Raw genomic sequence first — 18707 nt, forward strand, 5'->3', positions numbered from 1 at the left:
CACCGAGCAGGAGCACCCGCCATGACCGAACCCGTCGTGCACGTCATCCACGAGAACCCGGACTGGTTCGCGCCGTTCGCCGCCGCCTTCGAGGCCGACGGCGTGCCGTACCGGGAGTGGCTCCTCACCGGAGGCGCCCTCGACCTCGGCGAGGTGCCGCCGCCCGGGGTGTACTGGTCCCGGTTCAGCGCCTCCGCACACACCCGCGATCATGGGCACTCCAAGGAGCACACCCGGGCCGTGCTGGCGTGGGCCGAGGCCGCCGGGCGGCGGGTCGTGAACGGCCGGGGCGTGCTCGAGTTCGAGGTGTCCAAGGTGGTCCAGCTCGCGTCCCTGCGGGCCGCCGGGATCGACACCCCGCTCACCCGGGTGGTCATCGGCACAGACAACCTGCTCGCCGCGGCCACCGGCTTCCCGACGCCGTTCGTCACCAAGCACAACCAGGGCGGCAAGGGGCTGGGGGTACGCCGTTACGACGCGGTCGCGGACCTGGCCGCCGACCTCGCCTCGGGCGTCTACGAGGAGCCGGTCGACGGCGTCACCCTCCTGCAGGAGTATGTCGCCCCGGCGGACGGCTCGATCACCCGGGTGGAGATCGTCGGCGGAGAGTTCGTGTACGCGATCCGCGCGGACACGGTGCACGGCGGGTTCCAGCTCTGCCCGGCGGACGCGTGCGCCCTCGACCCGGAGACCGGCCGCCCGATCCTCCCGCCGGGGGCCACCCTCGCCCCCGTGCCCGGCCAGTCGCTCTTCTCACTGCGGGAGCACGTCGACCCGGCACTCGTCGAGTCCTACCTCGCGTTCACCGCGCGGCACGGCATCGAGATCGCGGGGATCGAGTTCCTCGAGTCCGCGGACGGTCGGGTGCTGACCTACGACGTGAACACGAACACCAACTACAACGCCGAGATCGAGGCGGTTGCCCCGCGCAGCGGACCCGGTCAGATCGCTCGGTACCTCGGCGCTCTGCTGGAGTTGGAGCGCTCGACAGGATCGGACGTCGAGGCATTGTGCGCCGGGTGAGCCGGCGCGACCACCGGCGAGGACCCACACTCGTACGCTGGGGCGGGTGAGACGAAGGAGCCGCAGGATGTTCGAAGGTTGGCGGGCGCGCCGACGCGAGAAGGCCGCGACGCAACGGTCGCGGGAGGGACGGCAACAGGTCATTGACGACGTGCGCGACGCCGTCGGCGCTGCCGACCCGGGCCGGGTGGAGGCGGCGACCAAGCAGGCGCTGGACGACGCCCTCTCGGGCGCCGCCGGACGCTCACTGACGGGCGCCCTGGACGTGCACGCGCGGACCGCGCTGCCCGACTTGAGGGCGACGCTCGACGACGCCATGGATGGCCAGGCGGTGCAACGGCTCGCCGAGGCGATCGACGCGGGCGCTGATGCGACCTCGACCCCGAACGACCTGCTCGAGGCGATCGAGAACTGGGCCGCCTACCTGGCCGACCCGGCGCGCGACCGCGCGCACTTGGAGAGCGTTCTGTGGCTCACGGTCCTGGCGCACGATGACACCGCGGCTGCACTCGAGACGGTACGTATACGGCTCGGCGTCGCCTGAAGACCCGAGGGCCCGCTCAGCCGGCCCGCCTCAGCGCTCGCTGCGAGCCAGCTTGGACGGCCACCAGATCGTGCGGCCGATCGAGTAGGACAACGCCGGGACGAGCAGCGAGCGCACCACGAGCGTGTCCAGCAGCACGCCGAACGCCACGATGAAGGCGAGCTGGGCGAGGAACAGGATCGGGATGACCGCCAGGGCAGCGAACGTGGCGGCGAGCACCACGCCTGCGGACGTGATCACGCCCCCGGTCAGGGACAGCCCCCGCAGGATGCCGGTCCGGGTGCCGTGCACGAGCGACTCCTCCCGGACCCGGCTCATCAGGAAGATGTTGTAGTCGATCCCGAGCGCCACCAGGAACACGAATCCGAAGAGGGGCACGGCCGGGTCCGCCCCCGGAAAGTCGAAGGCGTGGTTGAACACCAGCGCCGAGACCCCCATCGTCGCGCCGAAGGACAGCACGACGGTGGCGACCAGCAGCACCGGGGCGAGGATCGCTCGCAGCAGCACCATCAGGATCAGGGCGATGACGGCGAGGATGAGCGGGATCAGGAGGGTGCGATCCCGGGTGGAGGCGTCGTTGGAGTCCACGGCGGTGGCGGTGACGCCCCCGATCAGGATGTCGTCGCCGAGGCTCGCCCGTAGCTCGCGGACGGTGTCCTCGGCCGCGTCGGAGTCCGGCGGGTCCGTGAGGGTCGCCTGCAGCATCACGCGGCCGTCCACCTCGGTGAGGGCGGGGGCGGGCATGCCGTCCGCGAGCGGCTGCACGCCGTCGGCGCTCACCTGCGCGGTGCCGCTGGGCGAGTCCGCGCTGACCGCGGCGAGCGAGGCGACGCCCGGGTTCTCCAGGATCGTGGTCGCGACCGACTCGAGCTCGTCGGCGTCGGCGACCACGAGCGCGGGGCTGCCCGACCCACCGGGGAAGTGCTCGCCCAGTGCCTGCTGCCCGTCGCGGGCGTCCGAGGCCGTGAGCACGAAGTCGCTGCTCGCCACGCCCGACGCCTTGAGCTGGGGCACGAACGCGCAGGCGATGAGCAGCACGACGGCGGTGCCGATCCAGATCTGGTTCGGTCGCCGTGCGATGGCGCTGCTGAGGCGGGCCCACAGGCCCGTCGTGGGGACCTCGTCCTCGTCGCCGATGGTCGGGTCATACGCCGGCCGCCGCGGCCAGAACACGCCGCGGCCGGTCAGCAGCATCAGCGCCGGCAGCAGCGTGAGTGCGGCCAGCAGCGCGAAGGCGATCCCGATCGCGGCGACCGGGCCGAGCGACCTGTTGGAGTTCAGGTCGGACAGCAGCAGGCACAGCAGGGCGGCGATCACCGTGCCGCCCGAGGCGAGGATCGGCTCGAAGGAACCGCGCAGCGCCGCCTTCGTGGCGCCCCACGCGGTCGGGCTGCCGCGTAGCGCGTCCCGGTACCGGGCCACGTACAGCAGTGCGTAGTCGGTGGCCGCGCCGATGACGAGGATGAACAGGATGCCCTGGGTCTGACCGCTGAGCAGCACGATCCCGGCCTTGGCGAGCCACCAGACGGTCAGCAGCGCGGCGCACAGCGCGCTCAGGCTCGTGGTCAGCACCACCAGTGGCAGGAACGGGGACCGGTAGACGATCACGAGGATCACGAACACGGCCCCGAGGGCAACCATGAGCAGGATCCCGTCGATGCCCCCGAAGGCGTCGACCAGGTCCGCGGTGAACCCGGCCGGCCCGGTGACGTGCACCTGCACGCCGTCGGGTGGGTTCGCCCGAAGCTCGGCCCGCACCTCGTCGACGGCCACCGGGATGTCCGCGTCGGGATCGAGGGTCAGGAACACCTGCGCGGCCAGTCCGTCGGTCGACGGCACCGGAGGCGAGATCCCGTCGGTGACGCCGGAGACGTCGGTGAGGGCCGCCGTCGACTCCTGGATCTGGGCGAGCTGGTCCTCGGTGAGCTCCGTCTCGGAGGTGTACACGACGAACGCTGGGATGGCATCACTCCCGGCGAACTCGGAGAGGAGCGCCTGCACCTCGGTCGCGTCGGCGCTCGCCGGCAGGAAGGAGGTCTGATCGTTGGTCGAGACCTCGTCGACCCGGCCGAAGTACGGTCCGCCGATCGCCGCCGCGGCCAGCCACGCGCCGACCAGGAGCAGCGGGATCAGGATCCTCAGCCACCGTGAGGGTTGCGCGGTCGCTGGCGGTTCGTGCATCGTCGAGGTCCTCGACATCGGTCTCCTTGAGCATGGTGTGGCGGACGCTGTGGATCGGAGTCAGGTCGTCAGGGCGCGCCAGATCGATGAGGAAGCCCACGACGTAGTTGATCAGAAGGATCTTCGTCCAGCCACCGCGGTCACGGTCACGGTCACGGTCACGGAGGCGAGCGTAGGGCAGCACGGCCTGCACGGCGCCGAAGGCGTGGGAGACGATTCCCCAAGCCCCGCGGACAGCACGGTCACCGCGGTGGAGCTGAACGTGGCCCCGGCGGAGACGAAGCCGTACACGGCAGGCTGACGAAGTGCGTCCGCGGGTGACTCATCGGGTCCTCCGGCCGACCGTGCGGGCAGTCGTGGCGAGGGCCTGCCGGAGTCCGTCCGGCACGTCGAGGGCGGCGAGCAGCGACTGTGCGGTGGCGACCTCCTTCGCGATCAGCTGCTCCACGGCGTCCAACGCACCACAGCCACGGATCGCTTCGCGGATCCGCTCCGCCTGAGCCTCGTCCAGGTCACGGCGGCCGAACGCCTCGGCGGCTGCGGCCCAGTCCGGGTCCCGGCGGGCGTACGCGATCAGCGTGGTCGCCTTCCCCTCGCGTAGGTCACCGATCGCGCTCTTGCCGGTGGCCTCCTCGCTACCGAACACCCCGAGCACGTCATCGCGAAGCTGGAACGCGACGCCGAGGTGCCCGCCGACCCGGCCGAGACCGTCGAGCACGGCCGTGGCCGCACCGGCGAGCAGCGCGCCCGCCTGCAGCGGGGCCCCGAACGAGTAGGAGACCGTCTTGGTCTCGATGACGGCGAGCGCGTCCGTCTCGCCGGTCCTGCCACTCATGGCGGCCCACACATCCGCATGCTCGCCGGCCACCGTGCGGAACACGCATCCGTCGATCAGGTCGAGGAGGCGGCGCCGGATCCCGGCCCGTGCAGCCAGTCCGGCAACAATGAGATGCGCGCCGCTGATCAGGAGGTCTCCGGCGAGGATCGCGGCAGCCTGACCGTAGTCGGCGGCCCGGTCCGGGCCGGCCCCTTGGTCGATGGCAGCTATGACGGCGCGGCTCTGCACGTTCGGGCGACCGCGCCGGACCAGGTCATGATCGATGACGTCATCGTGGATCAGGAATGCGGTGTGCAGGAGTTCGAACGCTGCCGCCATTTCGACGGCGTCGGCTCGTTGGAGGGAGCGCGCACCCGGCGCGAGGTGGCCGTGGGCCAGCAGCAGCAACCTGGGGCGAAGGCGCTTGCCGCCGGCCCCGGTATCCCGGGCGGACTCCCACAGGCGCCGATAGTGCGCCCCGTACGAGGCCGCCCGTTCGATCTGCTGCACGAAGTAGTGGTCGAGGTAGGCGGCGACGGTGTGCTCATCGTCCTCAGCGATGCGTGTCACCGAAGCAGAGGTGGTCACATCGCACCGTCATGACAGCGTGCCGCGCCAGCCCGCTCGGTCCTGGAGAACATGACTCTCCTGTCTAAATACTTGCTTTAGTTATTTCCAGCTTAGCATGATTATCTCGTCGTCGGCTAGCATGTTGCCCGTGAAGAGAGCACGTGACGAGGTCGCGGCAGCCATGCACGACCCGCGCGTGGGGGATCCAGTCGGCGAACTTGTGGACCGCACCGGCTTGAGCGAGACAGATGTCGAGCAGGTGGTCCGGGTCATGAACGCACTTCGCGACTGGCATGAAGCAGCAGAACGGATGAGTGAGTCCTCACGCCGCTACATGCGACTGAACGAGACGGACATGCGCGCGCTCCGCTACCTGATCGCGGCTCACCATCAGAAGCGCCAAGTCACACCTGGCGCCATCACCGACTACCTCGGCATCTCGAGCGCGTCCACCACGAAGTTGCTCGACCGTCTGGAGAGGGGCGGACACGTGCGACGCGCGCCACACCCGACCGACCGGAGAGCCCTCACCGTCTCGGTCACGGAGTCGACCCGCAAGGATGCGCGCGAGAGCGTCGGCCGACAGCACGCTCGCCGCTTCACCGTCGCGGCCGAACTGAGCCCCTCCGATCGCGACGTCGTCATCGCCTTCCTCGAGTCGCTCAGCGCCACCGAGGTCATCGACCCCGACGGACCCGGCGACTGACAGTGACCACCGCACGCTCCCAGTCTGCGACGGGCTCGGGAATCGCAGCGAAGGATGGGTGCACGCGTATTCGCCTGGCCACGGACGCGTACCCTGTATGAGGCGGTTCGCACCGGCGAGCCCAGCCGATCGGACGAGGAGCGAGCAGATGCGGCATCTCACCGCGGGGAGCGGGGTGGCCGTCCTGGCCTGCTCAGGCTCGGCCCGGACTCGCGTCGACCTCATCTGATCCGCATCCGGAACACCTGCGAGCCCGCTCGCGGGTGGTTCGTGTGCCGACCAGCCGGTGGACCGACGCGGACGTCGCATGCCCCGCCCCGTTCCGCCGTTCCAGACCGCGCGCCCACGCGTCGCAGGTCGCGCCGATCGGTGGCATCGTCCCGATCGAGAAGAGCCGACCCATGAATCCCCTGACCGAGAAACAGATCCGCACGTCCTTCATCAACGCCTCCCGTGGCGAGGCCAACAGGGCCGTCCTGCCCGATCTCGACGAGATCGCCTGGGACGGCCTCGACTACCTGGGCTGGCAGGACCCGAAGTCTCCGCTGGCCGCGTACGCCGTGCTCGAGCTCGACGGCGCACCCACGGGCATCCTGCTCCGCTCCGGCGACGCCCGCACCGGCCGAGTTCGGCGGCAGGCCATGTGCGCCTGGTGCGAGGACGTCATCGACACCGGGGACGTGGTGCTCTACGTGGCCCGCCGCGGTGGCGATTCCGGGCGACGCGGCAACACGATCGGCACGCTGATCTGCCGGCAGTTCGCCTGCTCGGCAAACGTGCGCAGGACCCCGACCGCCGTGGAGGCGAACGATGCAGCCGGCCGTGAGCTGATCGTGCGCCGGCGGATAGCAGGCCTGCGCGAGCGGTCCGAGCAGTTCGTCCGCGAGATTCGCAGCACCCGCTGAGCGCCGGCCCGCCCTGTGTCGATCGGATCAGAACACGGTCACCCGCGACGGCGTCCGACGAACGTCAGGCGGTGTTCGGCGCCGCGCGACGCCGACACGTCCACGCTCACCCGCAGCGGTGACTCACTGACCACGGTCACCGAGTCATCACCGCCGACCACGGAGCCGGGCGCGTCGAAGGGGAACTCCACGGTCAGCGTGCCACCGGTCTTGGTCGGCTGGGAGATCACCAGTTCGGTCCGGACCTCGGCGGCGCCGGCCCGGCCCGGCCCTGCCGCGACCTGGCGGTGGCCCACGGCGCACGGCCCGCTGACGGTGTACCCGGCCCAGGCACCGGCGGCGAAGAAGTGCCCCATCCGGGCGCCGTCGAGTGCCTCGATGAGATGCGCCCGGTCCTCGGCGAGCAGCACGCTGACCCGTGGCCGCCGCATCGTCTCCCCGACGGACGCGAGCGGAAGCACCTCGTAGGCGTACCAGCCGCCGCCGGCCCCGTGGGTGTGTTCGATCCGGACGAAGTCGCGGGTGACCTCGTCCGTGGACCCGGCGGTGTCGCCACCGGAGTTGATCGCGTACCAGGTGCCGGTGCGCCGCTGTGAGCGGACCCCGAACCGCTGTTCGTCGCGCCCGGGTGCAGGCAGCGCCACGAACCCGGCGTGCCCCTCCACGTGCACGTTCCGCGCCGGCTTCGGCTCATCGGTGAGCATGGCGGGCCGGCCGTCGATCCGCACGAGCGGCAGGGCATCGACGGCGAACGACCGGTTCTCCGCGATCGTGCGCACCGGCGTGCCGGACGTGTCGGCGATGTTCGATCCCACGCACACGACGGAGTCGGGCAGGAAGTACCAGGACTTGTTCGCCGTCAGCGTGCCGGTGGCGTTGGTCAGATCCATCGCCGTGGTGCCGATCTCCCCGTCGATGGTCAAACCGCCGGCGTACTGGTTGTTCGCCCTCGGGATCCCGGTGCCGGCCGCCTCCCCACTGGTCCGGGTCTCGCCGTTGACCGTGATGCCGGGCAGCGCGTACGGGTCGACGGTCGGCCAGAAGTCGGCAGAGAACTGGGCCGGGTCCTCCCGGTGGTAGACGAACAGCACACCGTCGCCCTGGTACCAGCCGAGGTTGTTCTCGTTGTTACCCCACTCGTAGCGGCCGATCCGCCTCGAGGAGGTGTTCACGACGGCGGCCCAGTCGCCACGGTGCTGAACGATCCGTTCCTGGTTGTAGGTGTTGGTGATGCCCACTCGGGGCGGCGCCGCCGTCACGCCCGCGTCCTCCACGACGGCCAGGCTGCGCGCGGATGCGGCAAGGGTCTGGTCGTTCGCGGCCACCGTCTGGTCGGTGGTGCGCTCCAGCCACCCCTTCACCAGCGCCCGGTACCGTGCGCGCTGGTCGGCCGGGGCGGAATCGGCGAGCACCAGGATCGCGGACGCGATCGCGAAGCCGGAGTCGTAGTCGTGCTCGCCCTGCCTCGACACGGCCCGGCCGCGCGTGCTCTCCATGGTGCGCACGTCCCACTGGAACGGTGCGAAGGTCGTGTCCACCGCGCCCAGCAGGTTGGCCAGGTTCGGGTCCGTGACCGCCCACTGGCTGCCGGCGAGCATCGCCAGCACCTCGGCCACCCCGGTGATGGCCACGCCGCCATAGGTGCCGGAGTAGGGCAGGTAGCCGTGCTGAACGAAGGAGCCGTCGGCGTAGAAGCCGTCGCCCGAGGTGACGACCCGGAACAGACTGTTGCGGCCGCCGTCGGCCACGTCGGAGAGGGCGTCACGGCCGAGCGTGACGTCGGCGTCGGACGTGGTCAGCAGCCCCCGGACGATGCAGGAGAGTGCCTTGTCCACGCGGTTGGCGCCGGTCTCCTTGAGGGTGGAGCCGCGTCGCACGTTCGGGTCCGGGGCGTGGAAGCGCACCGCCGCGATCAGCTTGTCGAAGGTCTCCGTCGGCACGTTCGGGCCGAGCAGGGTGAGGGTGTCCGCCAGTTGCCGAGGCAGCCCGATCTCCCAGAACCACCAGTTGCCGGGGCGCGCGCGGTCGGCCCGGTACTGGCCGGACAGGAACGCGAGCCCGCCCTGGAGGTCGGCGAGCAGGCCGGCATCGTTGTGGTGCCGACTGCCGGCGGACGCCCAGGCGGTCGCGAGCATGGTGAGCTGATTGGCGGTGACCCCCATGTTGCCCACCTCGGCAGTGTTGCCGGCGCCGTTCACCGGGAGCTCCGGCCACAGGTAGGTGCGCCCGGGGGCGCGGTTGAAGGCGGCGAGCAGCCCGGCGACACTCTCATCGATCGCGGCCCGCTTGGCGGCCAGCCCGGCGTGCGAGGCCGCCACCGCTCCACCGGTCAGGAACTCACGCCGCCGGGCCAGCAGTTCCTCGTACGGATCGGCGGCCGAGGCCGGCAGCGCGAGGCCGCCGCCGGCGAAGAATGCTGCGGCGGCAGAGGCCCCGAGCAGGAACTGACGACGGGAGGGCGTGAAAGACATGTTCAGGTCTCCGTTGACTCGCTGAAAATCACTAACACGCGTAGTCAAGCAGCAAGCGGGGCACCGCTGTCAATCCCCTGCCCGGCGCACGGCCGGGCGATTCAGCCGAAGACGCGGGGCAGGGTGCCCTCGTGGACCTCGCGGAGCTCGTCCAGGCCGAGCTCGAATGCACCGTCGACGACCAGGCCCGCTCCGCCGTCGAGGGTCTCGCCCAGCCGAAGCAGCGGCACGAAGTGGGAGGCAGCGAGCGCCTCGAACGCGGCCGCGTTCTCGGCCTCCACGGCCACGAGCGCGCGGGCGCCGGACTCCGAGAACAACGCGGTGGCGGCATCGATCTCGTCCCGGGGCATCAGTTCCGCCAACGAGACGCGAGCGCCGACGCCGTAACGCAGCACCGCGTCCGTCAGGGCCTGCGCGAGGCCACCGGCGGACAGGTCGTGCGCGGCCGCGGCCAGGGACTGCCTGGCAGCGTCGATCAGCACCTGCGCGAGGGCACGCTCGGCGTCCAGGTCCACCACCGGCGGATGGCCGCCGAGGTGGTGGTGCACGACACCGGCCCAGACCGACCCGGAGAGTTCGGTACGCGTGGCGCCGAGCAGGTACACGTGCAGGCCCGGCTCGGACCAGCCGGACGGGGTGACCCGGGCGACGTCCTCGAGCACGCCGAGCACGCCGACGACCGGGGTCGGGTTGATGGAGGCGTCGATGTGGCCCTTGCCGACCTCGCCCGCGAGGGTGGAGTTGTACAGGGACACGTTCCCGCCGGTGACCGGCACCCCGAGCTCCACGCAGGCGTCGGCGAGGCCGGTGATGGCCTCCACCAGCTGCCACATCGCGTCCGGGTCCTCGGGCGAGCCGAAGTTCAGGCAGTCGGTGACCGCGAGCGGGGTGGCACCGACGGTGGCGACGTTCCGGTACGCCTCCGCCAGGGCCTGCTGGGCGCCCGTGTACGGGTCGAGCTTGGTGAAGCGCCCGTTCGCGTCCGTGCTCAGGGCGACCCCGAGCCCGCTCGCCTCGTCGACCCGGACCACGCCGGCGTCGTCGGGCTGGGCGAGCGCGGTGTTGCCCTGGACGTACCGGTCGTACTGGTCGGTGACCCACGCCTTGGACGCGAGATTCGGGGAGGCGATCAGGGCGAGCAGCTGGGAGCGCAGCTCCGCGGGTGTCGTGGGACGCGGCAACCTCGCGGCGTCGTCGGCGTTGAGGGTGTCCTGCCAGGCCGGGCGGGCGTAGGGGCGGTCGTAGACGGGGCCGTCGTGGGCGACGGTGCGCGGGTCGACGTCCACGATCCGGTGCCCGTTGTGGTCGATCGTGAGCCGCCCGGTGCCGGTGACCTCGCCGATGACCGAGGTCTCCACGTCCCACTTCGCGGTGATTGCGAGGAACTCGTCGAGCTTGCCCGGGGCCACCACGGCCATCATGCGCTCCTGGGACTCGCTCATCAGGATCTCGCCGGCCGTCAGTGTGGGGTCGCGCAGCAGCACGCTCTCGAGGTCGACGTGCATTCCTCCGTCCCCGTTGGAGGCGAGCTCGGAGGTGGCGCAGGAGATCCCCGCGGCGCCGAGGTCCTGGATGCCCTCGACAACGCGCGCGGCGTAGAGCTCGAGACAGCACTCGATGAGGACCTTCTCCATGAACGGGTCCCCCACCTGCACGCTCGGGCGCTTGGAGGGCTTGTCCGCGTCGAAGGTCTCCGAGGCGAGGATCGACGCGCCGCCGATGCCGTCGCCGCCGGTGCGAGCGCCGAACAGGACCACCTTGTTGCCGACGCCCTCGGCGTTCGCGAGGTGGATGTCCTCGTGCCGCAGCACGCCGAGGCAAAGTGCGTTGACGAGCGGGTTGCGCTGGTAGGAGGCGTCGAACTCGACCTCGCCGCCGATGTTCGGCAGGCCGAGGCTGTTGCCGTAGCCGCCGACGCCGGAGACCACGCCGTGCACCACGCGCTGGGTGTCCGGGTGGTCGATCGCGCCGAACCTGAGCTGGTCCATCACCGCGACCGGGCGGGCGCCCATCGAGATGATGTCCCGGACGATCCCGCCGACACCGGTGGCCGCGCCCTGGTAGGGCTCCACGTAGCTCGGGTGGTTGTGGGACTCCACCTTGAAGGTCACGGCCCAGCCGTCGCCGATGTCCACGACGCCGGCGTTCTGGCCGATGCCCACGAGCAGGTGCTTGCGCATCTCCTCGGTGGTCTTGTCCCCGAACTGGGACAGGTGGCGCTTGGAGGACTTGTACGAGCAGTGCTCGGACCACATGACCGAGTACATCGCCAGTTCGGCGGCCGTGGGGCGCCGGCCGAGGATGTCGCGGATCCGCGAGTACTCGTCGTCCTTCAGTCCGAGCTCGGCGTAGGGAAGTTCGACGTCCGGGGTGGCGGCGGCGTTCTCGACGGTGTCGGCGCTGGGCGCGTTGGTCACAGTGGTCCTCACGGAAGGCGCAGGGGGAACTGGAGGCAAATCTACCCGGCCCGGATCGATCGCCCTCGCCGACCGGATCTCGCGGACCCCTTGTCAGTATTAGGACATGTCTCCTAATGTCACCTACATCGGCCAAGAGGGGGGCGGATGCACATGTTTTTGGTTTCCCGCAGGAAGGTCAGCGTCGAAAGGGGCGCCGCGGCCACCGCGTCGGGCGGCGGCGGCGGGGGCGGCACTGCCGTGCCCGCCGTCGGCGGGGATCCCGGTCCTCCGGTTCGTGGCGACGCCCGACGGGCGGCGGGCGGGCGGTGACCGAGGTGGGGAGTCCACGCACAGGGACCTCGGTTCAGCAGCCGGGCGGCGGACCGTCCGACATCATGATGGGCGCGGGCAGCAGCTCGCACACCGTGGCGCACCGCACCGATGACGGGCCACCGACTCAACCGCTCGACCTGACGGAGATGTTCCGCCGGGAGGCCGAGCGCCGCGGCGACAGTTGAGCCGGATCGACTCCTTCGGCGTGAGCGTCAACTCGTCAGGGCCACCGAGCCGAGCCGCACCGCCTGTTCGGCCAGCCGCTCCAGGGGGACCGTGTCGAGCTCCCTCCGCTCGACGTCGGCTTCCCAGGCGGCCATGGTGGCATTGATGGAGCGCACGATCACCGCGACGCGGAGCCCGGCGTCCGGCTCCCGCCCGCCACACGCGACCGCACGCATCATGTCGAACAGCTTCAGAGTGACGTTCAGGGGCACCTCGATGTCATTGAACCGCTTGACGTCCCGACGCACCTCATCCATGAAGATCAACGGACGGCTGGCCAGCGAAGCCACCGTGTACCGAGCCCAGAAGCTCGGGCGCAACGCGTCGAGTGCCGTCGCGTAGGGCTCGACGAAGGCTCGCATGAGTGCCTCGGGATCGGCGTCCCTGCCGTGCGCCACGAGCTCGTCGACCATGGCGCTTCGGTGCGCGTTGATCGATCTGCTCCGCCAGTGGTAGACGGAGTCGATCAGCCCTTCCCGGGATCCGAAGTAGTAGTTGATCGCCGAGTGGTTGCGGTGTCCGGCCGCCTGGGTGATCGCACGTGAACTGGCGCCGTCGAAGCCGCGCAGGGCGACGAGTCGCTCCGCCGACTCCATCAGGCGCACCTGAGCCGGGGACGGCTCCATCACCGGGATCAAGACCTCACGCATCTACGCGATGATAGCGACGCGGGCCCGTCGATGTGGTTCGCCGGCGCGACCGCCTGCCGCGCGGATCAGGCCCCGGGCAGCAACGCGTCGATCCGGTCGAGCACATAGGTGGGGTGCTCCTGCGGCGGCAGCGCCGCCGCCTCGGCCGCAGTGGAGTCTCCGGTGAGCACCAAGGCGGAGGCCATTCCGCCGTCGACCGCCATCTTGATGTCCGTGGCGAGCCGGTCGCCGACCATCAGCGCCCGCTCGGGACGGACGTCAAGGCCGGCCAGCGCAACCTCGACCATGGCCGGGTCGGGCTTGCCGAAGTGACGCTCGCACGTCACCCCCGTGGTCGCCTCGATCGCGGCGACGATGCCGGCGGCGTCCGGCTCGCCACGACCGCCGGGGAACGGGCAGTACCGGTCCGGGTTCGTCGCCATCAGCCGGGCCCGCTTGTGGAACCAGATCGCGTCGAAGGCGATCTGCAGCTTGGCGTAGTCGAACGTGCGGTCATAGCTGGCCAGCACGATGTCGATCTCGGCCGGGTCGGCCGAGGTCGTGATGCCGGCGGCGTGCAGCGCGTCCACGACCGGCCGCTCGGCGATCGGGAAGACGACGGCGTCCGGTGCGTTCGCGTGTAGCCACCGGGTGGTCGTGACGACCGTGTTCGCGATCTCCTCGACCGGGGTCGGCAGGCCGAGCCGCTCGAGCTTCTCCGCGTAGGCGGTCGGATCCTTGGTCGGATTGTTGGACAGGAACCGCACGGGCAGACCGCGCTCGCGCAGACCCTGGACGAGGTCCTTCGCGCCGGGCAGGAGCTCATCGCCGAGGTAGATGGTGCCGTCCATGTCGAAGACGTACGCGTCGTAGTGCTCGATCGGACGGTCGTTACGGTCGGCCTTCGGCACGGGCGCTCCTCGGTGGCATGCGGTCGGTGGCGGGGACCATCATGCCCGCGTCGGCGTGCGCCTCAGAACCTGGGGTCGTCCCGACGATCGCCGTTGGGTCGGAGCGGCGTGCGCTCGGGGTCCGGGAACCGGCCGCCGGAGCGGTCCTTGATGGCCTCGAGGATGTCGAGCATGTCCGCGTCGAGCATGTCCATCGGGATGACGGGCGGGGTCAGGCCCGGCCCCATGGTGATGGTCCACAGGAGCGCGTCCCGGGTCCGCTCGCGGATGGTCGGCCGCTCGGGCCGCGGGTGGTCCGTGCGGCGCAGCACCAGGTACCGACGGCGCGCGTTGCCGATGAGGTGCACGGTCTCCAGCTCGTCCCAGGTCGCGGCGAAGGACGAGCGGCCGCGCACCTCGATGCCGGTGGCTCCGACCCGCACCTCGAAGGGGCGCCGGACCAGGTTGGCGGCGTCCAGAACGCGGCCCTGCCACCCCTCGACGCCCGGCGCGTACGCCACGAATGTTCCGTCAGGCTCGACGCTGCCCATCGGACCCCCCTCACTGTCGTGGGCACTGTCGCCCCTCGTGCCGAGCAGTCAAGGTATCCGGCGGTGGTTCAGGCCTCGGAATCCTCGGCGGTGGAGTTCTGCCCATCGGCATCCGTGTCCTCGGCGGCGTCGGCCGAGCTCTCGGCGCTCTCTGAGTCCGCTGCGTCCTCTGAGCCCGCTGCGTCGGCGTCCGCCGCCGCGGCGTCCTCGTCCTCACCCGACGGTGCGGACTCCTCGACCGGCTGGGCCTCGGGGGTGGCGTCCACCTCGACGCCCTCGCGCACATGACGTCCCATCGTGACCACTTCCCTCCCACACCCGGCCCACGTCGGACCGGTGGGAAACCATCATCCGCTGCGACGGGGTTTCCGCAACCAGACGGCTGTGACGGACGCCACTACCCCTCGGCGGACCGCACCTGGCTCGGTTCGCCGGCACCAGGACCGGTCCGACGCAGGCGCAGCTGCGTCCGTTCGCCCCTCGGCCCGCGTGATGATCGCGGCGCGCGGGCCGGCCCGGAGGACCAGCGCGCGTAGAGTTGGCGCCCGGTGGGAGGTACACAGATGAGCGCGTCACGACCATGGCCGGGCCCTGCTCCCGAGGCCCCGTTGGTGCTGGGCGTCGAGCCGGACCAGGACCGTCACCTCGTGGTCCGCGCCGCGCGGGTCGCCGCTCGGATGGGCACCGGGGTCGTGTGCACCTGGGTGGACCCCACCCACGTGCCGGCCGCGGAGAGCGTCGTCGGCATCGACGGAACGATCCCGACCGCCCCACTGGATCCCGACAGGGTCGACGATGACACCGACGCCGAGGAACCCTCCGCGATCCTGGTGGCCCGCCTGGCGGAGGTTCTCGACCCGCTGCACGTGCCCTGGTGCTTCGCCTACCGGGTCGGCGAGGCCACCCGAGGTCTGACCGCGGAGGCACGGGAACGAGACGCGGCGATGATCGTGGTCGGCGCGCGCCGACCGGGGTTCGGCGGCTGGATGAACGAGATGATCGGCGGCTCCGTGGCAGGCCGTCTCGCGCACACCCAGGCGGTCCCGGTGCTCGTGCTCCCGGCGAAGCACGAGGGCGAGTTGACGGCCCGTTGAGCCGCCCGCTGCACGCCGACCCAGGGTTCCTCGCGGTGGTGGCGCTCGGCGGCGCCGTCGGCACCCTTGCTCGCTACGGCCTGACCCACCTCATCCCCCGCGACGGCGGCGTACCGGTCGCGACCGCCGTCGAGAATCTCGTCGGCGCGTTCGCGCTCGGCCTGCTGCTGGAGGCGCTGGTGCGCCGCGGTGCCGAGAACCGCACTCGTCGGCTGGTGCGGCTCGGACTCGGCACCGGGGTGCTCGGGGGCTTCACCACGTTCTCCAGCCTCGCCCTTGAGGTCCAGCAACTGCTCGCCGACGGTCAGGTCGCACTCGGCCTCGGGTACGGGGTGGGCAGCGTGGTGCTCGGTTTCGCGACCTGCCTGCTCGGGGTGGCCCTCGCCGGTGCGCTGCATCGTCGCCACCCTCCCGGCTCCGGGGCGGCCCCGTGAGCCCGGTCCTGCTGGCCGTCCTGGTCGGCGTGCTGGGCGGCCTCGGCGCCGCGACCCGGTTCGCAGTGGATGGGATGATCCGCGGCCGGTGGTCACGACTGCTACCGGTCGCCACGATCACCATCAACGTCTCGGGGTCGGCGCTGATCGGGGTGCTCGCCGGTGCCCTGACCGCGGGCGCGATCTCCGCCGACGTGTACACGATCGCGGCCACCGGATTCTGTGGTGGCTACACGACCTTCTCGACGGCGATGGTGGAGTCGGTCCGCCTGGTCGCCTCCGGCGACCTGCGCCGTGGTGCCGTGAACGCCTTCGGGACCCTCGCGGTCACCGTGATCGCCGCGGCGCTCGGCCTCGTATTGGGGTTGCAGTTCGGGTCATGATGGGGAGATGGACGCACCCGAGGAATCAACGGCAGGTCACGACCACCCGGAACGGAGCGAGCCGGCCCCGAGGCGCCGCGAACCTCGCCCGCCGCACGGCGACCCGCGGCTGCCGATCGAGGCAGCTCGCGACGCGCTCACCGTCAAGCGGGTCTTCGGAGACGCCTACGTGGCCGACGGCGTCACGGTGATCCCCGTCGCCAAGGTCTACGGCGGCTCCGGGATGGGCTACGGGGACGGCACCGGCCAGGGCCCTGCCGGCGAGGGCGCCCCGCACGCGGAGGGCTCCGGCGGCGGCGGCGGCTTCGGCCTGGTCGCACGTCCGGCCGGGGCCTACGTGATCCGCGACGGCAAGGCGTCCTGGCAGCCGGCCGTGGACGTGAACCGGGCCATCCTCGGCGGGCAGCTCCTCGGTGCCATCGTCGCGGTCTCGGTCGCCTGTGTGTTGCGGGCGCGGCTGCGCCGGCGCCGTTAGGCGGGCGCCTCGACCCGGGTCGGCGCGAGGGTGCTGCCGGCCGTGGCGACCCGGCCGCCGGCCAGCCGCAGGTCCAGGTAGGGCTCACCGTCCCGGGTGAGCACGAGTCCGTCCGTCACGCTGCCGGCGACCTCCCAGCGATCGACCTCGTCCGCGTCGTCCAGCACGACGGCGTGGACCGCGAGATAGTCGGTGGTGCTCCGGTCGGTGCTGAACGTGTAGATGCTGGCTGACCCCTCGCGACCCTGACCCACCTGGTTCGGCTCCGGGTGGTAGAAGTCGTGGACGTACCCCCAGCGCCGCTGCGGGGTCTGCTCGAGGTCCTCGCCCTCGCCGGTGCTCGCCGCGCGCACCAGCCGGGCGCCGGCGCCGTGCCGTGCCACGGTCAGCGCAGCGGGACGCTCCGGGTCCCGGAACAGGTCGTGTTCGTCGACCCGCAAGGCGCCGTCGCGATTGTTGAGGACGAAGTGGGTCTCGACCCGCACCGGCTCGTCGGCCGTGACGTGGTCGACGATGAACAACGCGTGCGGCAGCCGGCTGACCCAGGTCCGCTCCACGGCCTTGATCGGGTCCGGGTAGGCACCGCCCGCGTCGGAGCGCACGATCGTGACGTCGCCGTCGGTCTCGACGCTCGGCCGCGTGCCGGGGTACTGCAGGGAGTGCACGGACTTCAACTGCTCGATGGGGCCGTCGGCACCGACGAACGACAGGGTGTTGTGCGATGACGAGAGGGTGGCGATCCGCTGGGTCTCCAGCCGGTAGCAACAGTGGCCCGGGTCCACGAAGATCCGCTCGCCCTGGTGCACCAGGATGAAGCTGTTCTGATCGGCGTGCCGGTGGGACGCGACCTTCATCGGGTCATGGCTGCCGTGTACGCCGAGGACAGTCTGCGGTACCTCCCACCGGTCCCGCACCACGGCGGTCCCCTCGGCGAACGATCGGGCCAGGTCCAGGCCGGCGGCAGTCGGGCTCAGCGGGGCGACGGCCTCGCGCAGCAGGAGCAGGCTGCTCCATCGGAACGAGTTCACGAAGCCGAAGCTCTCCCCCTCGCTCCGCCCCTGCTCCGGACCTGCGTACGTCTCCTCGAGCAACCACCGTGCCAGCCCAGCCTCGGCGGGGTGGCTCTGCGCCCCCCGCGCCGCAACGTGCACCAACACGTCCGCGCTCGGACGGAAGGTCGAGCCCGAGTCCCCGAAGTTGAGAGCCCGGGGCTGAGGCTGGTCCCCATGCCCTGCGAGCGGCTTCATGTGCAGGTGGGAGGAGACCACCCAGGGCACGCACCGCGTGTAGCAGTCGAGATCCAGGCCATCGGCGAGGTCCGGGTCGGATGCTCGGATCACCTCGTGCAGGTGGGACAGCTGGCTGGCTGCGTAGTTCCAGTACTGCACCGACTCGCCATAACTGTCGGACTCGAAGAGCTCGGTGAGGAGCCCGAACCGTTCGATCGTCTCGGCGATCCCGTCACGGTCCTCCAGGAACGCCGAGGCCGTGCCGTAGCCGTTCAGCAGCACCATGGCCCAGTTGTTCAGCTCCCGCCGCGGCCCCGCCGGCCCGGTCGCCACCGGGATACCCTCCGAGCGATCCAGGAAGCGCTTGCACAGGACCTGGCCGCGGTCGCGGAGAACAGCCCTGATCTCATCATGCTCGCCGGCGTCGAAGGCGTCCGGGCACAGAGCCGCGGCCGTGCTCACCGCGAGCGTCAGGTGAGCGGTCTCGAGGGCACCGATCGCCACCGGGCCACGTGTCCTGAAGAAGGGACCGATCCACGCATCCTCCGATGCCCGCACGATCCGCAGCGTCTCCTCGTGGAGCCAGGTCGCGTACTGGTCGGTCGGCTCCAGCCGCTGCATGGCGGCGACGTCGGCGACCCGTTCCCAGGAGACGTGCCACCACTTCATCGTGCCCCCGGGAGTCGTCAGGCCAGGGGTTCGGGACCACCGGCCCGCGCGCTCCCGGAGCGCCCGGTAGAGCGTGCCGTCCACCGCGTCGGAGTCCGCGGTGCGGCGCAGTCGGTCGACATCGTCGTCGGTCAGCACGAGCATGGGTTCATCTCCCGTTGTTCGAAACGTGTGATCCC

Annotated in this window: 17 protein-coding genes; 8 read left to right on the forward strand and 9 right to left on the reverse strand. The window is 71.0% G+C overall.

Translation table 11 applies throughout. From position 1 onward, the window contains the following. Positions 1-21 precede the first annotated feature (21 nt). Together GKS42_RS23185 and GKS42_RS23190 are read left to right on the forward strand one after the other, a co-directional pair. Entirely contained in the window at positions 22-1023 is a 1002-nt protein-coding gene (locus GKS42_RS23185; protein ID WP_154795973.1) for an ATP-grasp domain-containing protein, read from the forward strand. 67 nt (positions 1024-1090) lie between these two features. Beyond that, on the forward strand, positions 1091-1567 hold the full coding sequence (locus GKS42_RS23190) for a hypothetical protein (RefSeq protein WP_154795974.1): 477 nt from the start codon (positions 1091-1093) through the stop codon (positions 1565-1567). Positions 1568-1597: 30 nt separating this feature from the next. On the opposite strand, the gene GKS42_RS23195 is transcribed toward GKS42_RS23190, so the two are convergent. Beyond that, positions 1598-3748, reverse strand: a complete 2151-nt coding sequence (locus GKS42_RS23195) for an MMPL family transporter (RefSeq protein ID WP_210769248.1) — start codon at positions 3746-3748, stop codon at positions 1598-1600. A 322-nt stretch (positions 3749-4070) separates the two neighbouring features. After that, positions 4071-5135 carry a polyprenyl synthetase family protein gene (locus GKS42_RS23200; RefSeq protein ID WP_168217962.1) on the reverse strand — a complete coding sequence of 355 codons (1065 nt, stop codon included), beginning with the start codon at positions 5133-5135 and terminating at the stop codon, positions 4071-4073. Between the two features lie 139 nt (positions 5136-5274). On the opposite strand from GKS42_RS23200, the gene GKS42_RS23205 reads away from it, so the two are divergent. After that, positions 5275-5841 (forward strand): MarR family winged helix-turn-helix transcriptional regulator, encoded by a 567-nt coding sequence (locus tag GKS42_RS23205; RefSeq protein WP_435529652.1) that lies wholly within the window; start codon positions 5275-5277, stop codon positions 5839-5841. Positions 5842-6242: 401 nt separating this feature from the next. Continuing rightward, positions 6243-6746, forward strand: a complete 504-nt coding sequence (locus GKS42_RS23210; protein WP_154795977.1) for an FBP domain-containing protein — start codon at positions 6243-6245, stop codon at positions 6744-6746. Between the two features lie 38 nt (positions 6747-6784). On the opposite strand, the gene GKS42_RS23215 is transcribed toward GKS42_RS23210, so the two are convergent. The 6 genes from GKS42_RS23215 to GKS42_RS23240 form a co-directional block, all read right to left on the reverse strand. Next, positions 6785-9217, reverse strand: a complete 2433-nt coding sequence (locus GKS42_RS23215) for a polysaccharide lyase 8 family protein (RefSeq protein WP_154795978.1) — start codon at positions 9215-9217, stop codon at positions 6785-6787. 101 nt (positions 9218-9318) lie between these two features. Further along, entirely contained in the window at positions 9319-11634 is a 2316-nt protein-coding gene (gene purL, locus GKS42_RS23220) for a phosphoribosylformylglycinamidine synthase subunit PurL (RefSeq protein ID WP_232847816.1), read from the reverse strand. Between the two features lie 527 nt (positions 11635-12161). Beyond that, positions 12162-12824 (reverse strand): TetR family transcriptional regulator, encoded by a 663-nt coding sequence (locus GKS42_RS23225; protein ID WP_154795980.1) that lies wholly within the window; start codon positions 12822-12824, stop codon positions 12162-12164. A gap of 65 nt (positions 12825-12889) precedes the next feature. Continuing rightward, positions 12890-13714, reverse strand: coding sequence for an HAD-IIA family hydrolase (locus tag GKS42_RS23230; protein ID WP_232847817.1), 825 nt, complete (start codon positions 13712-13714; stop codon positions 12890-12892). Positions 13715-13776: 62 nt separating this feature from the next. After that, positions 13777-14244 carry a hypothetical protein gene (locus GKS42_RS23235; RefSeq protein WP_154795981.1) on the reverse strand — a complete coding sequence of 156 codons (468 nt, stop codon included), beginning with the start codon at positions 14242-14244 and terminating at the stop codon, positions 13777-13779. Positions 14245-14312: 68 nt separating this feature from the next. Next, positions 14313-14540 carry a hypothetical protein gene (locus GKS42_RS23240; protein ID WP_154795982.1) on the reverse strand — a complete coding sequence of 76 codons (228 nt, stop codon included), beginning with the start codon at positions 14538-14540 and terminating at the stop codon, positions 14313-14315. Between the two features lie 267 nt (positions 14541-14807). On the opposite strand from GKS42_RS23240, the gene GKS42_RS23245 reads away from it, so the two are divergent. From GKS42_RS23245 to GKS42_RS23260, 4 genes are read left to right on the forward strand one after another with little or no spacing between them, the layout of a single operon-like run. Next, positions 14808-15338 (forward strand): universal stress protein, encoded by a 531-nt coding sequence (locus GKS42_RS23245; protein ID WP_154795983.1) that lies wholly within the window; start codon positions 14808-14810, stop codon positions 15336-15338. After that, on the forward strand, positions 15335-15772 hold the full coding sequence (locus tag GKS42_RS23250; RefSeq protein ID WP_154795984.1) for a fluoride efflux transporter FluC: 438 nt from the start codon (positions 15335-15337) through the stop codon (positions 15770-15772). The genes GKS42_RS23245 and GKS42_RS23250 overlap by 4 nt, the downstream gene beginning before the upstream one ends. Beyond that, positions 15769-16155 (forward strand): fluoride efflux transporter FluC, encoded by a 387-nt coding sequence (locus tag GKS42_RS23255; RefSeq protein ID WP_232847818.1) that lies wholly within the window; start codon positions 15769-15771, stop codon positions 16153-16155. The genes GKS42_RS23250 and GKS42_RS23255 overlap by 4 nt, the downstream gene beginning before the upstream one ends. Positions 16156-16162: 7 nt before the next feature. Continuing rightward, positions 16163-16630: a spore germination protein GerW family protein gene (locus tag GKS42_RS23260; RefSeq protein ID WP_154795985.1), complete on the forward strand. Its 468-nt coding sequence runs from the start codon at positions 16163-16165 to the stop codon at positions 16628-16630. Here GKS42_RS23260 and GKS42_RS23265 read toward each other — a convergent pair. Continuing rightward, a complete protein-coding gene (locus GKS42_RS23265) occupies positions 16627-18672 on the reverse strand; it encodes a heparinase II/III domain-containing protein (protein WP_168217963.1) in 2046 nt (681 codons plus the stop codon). The two genes, GKS42_RS23260 and GKS42_RS23265, sit on opposite strands and share 4 nt — an antisense overlap. Positions 18673-18707 lie beyond the last annotated feature (35 nt).

The organism is Occultella kanbiaonis (assembly GCF_009708215.1).
Taxonomy (GTDB): Bacteria; Actinomycetota; Actinomycetes; order Actinomycetales; family Beutenbergiaceae; genus Occultella; species Occultella kanbiaonis.

Coding starts and splice junctions, on each gene's coding strand:
- GKS42_RS23225 (WP_154795980.1), bottom strand. CDS start 12,824: ATGCGTGAGGTCTTGATCCCGGTGATGGAGCCGTCCCCGGCTCAGGTG.
- GKS42_RS23210 (WP_154795977.1), top strand. CDS start 6,243: ATGAATCCCCTGACCGAGAAACAGATCCGCACGTCCTTCATCAACGCC.
- GKS42_RS23240 (WP_154795982.1), bottom strand. CDS start 14,540: ATGGGACGTCATGTGCGCGAGGGCGTCGAGGTGGACGCCACCCCCGAG.
- GKS42_RS23190 (WP_154795974.1), top strand. CDS start 1,091: ATGTTCGAAGGTTGGCGGGCGCGCCGACGCGAGAAGGCCGCGACGCAA.
- GKS42_RS23245 (WP_154795983.1), top strand. CDS start 14,808: ATGAGCGCGTCACGACCATGGCCGGGCCCTGCTCCCGAGGCCCCGTTG.
- GKS42_RS23185 (WP_154795973.1), top strand. CDS start 22: ATGACCGAACCCGTCGTGCACGTCATCCACGAGAACCCGGACTGGTTC.
- GKS42_RS23215 (WP_154795978.1), bottom strand. CDS start 9,217: ATGTCTTTCACGCCCTCCCGTCGTCAGTTCCTGCTCGGGGCCTCTGCC.
- GKS42_RS23205 (WP_435529652.1), top strand. CDS start 5,275: ATGTTGCCCGTGAAGAGAGCACGTGACGAGGTCGCGGCAGCCATGCAC.
- GKS42_RS23195 (WP_210769248.1), bottom strand. CDS start 3,748: ATGCACGAACCGCCAGCGACCGCGCAACCCTCACGGTGGCTGAGGATC.
- GKS42_RS23260 (WP_154795985.1), top strand. CDS start 16,163: ATGGACGCACCCGAGGAATCAACGGCAGGTCACGACCACCCGGAACGG.
- GKS42_RS23265 (WP_168217963.1), bottom strand. CDS start 18,672: ATGCTCGTGCTGACCGACGACGATGTCGACCGACTGCGCCGCACCGCG.
- GKS42_RS23235 (WP_154795981.1), bottom strand. CDS start 14,244: ATGGGCAGCGTCGAGCCTGACGGAACATTCGTGGCGTACGCGCCGGGC.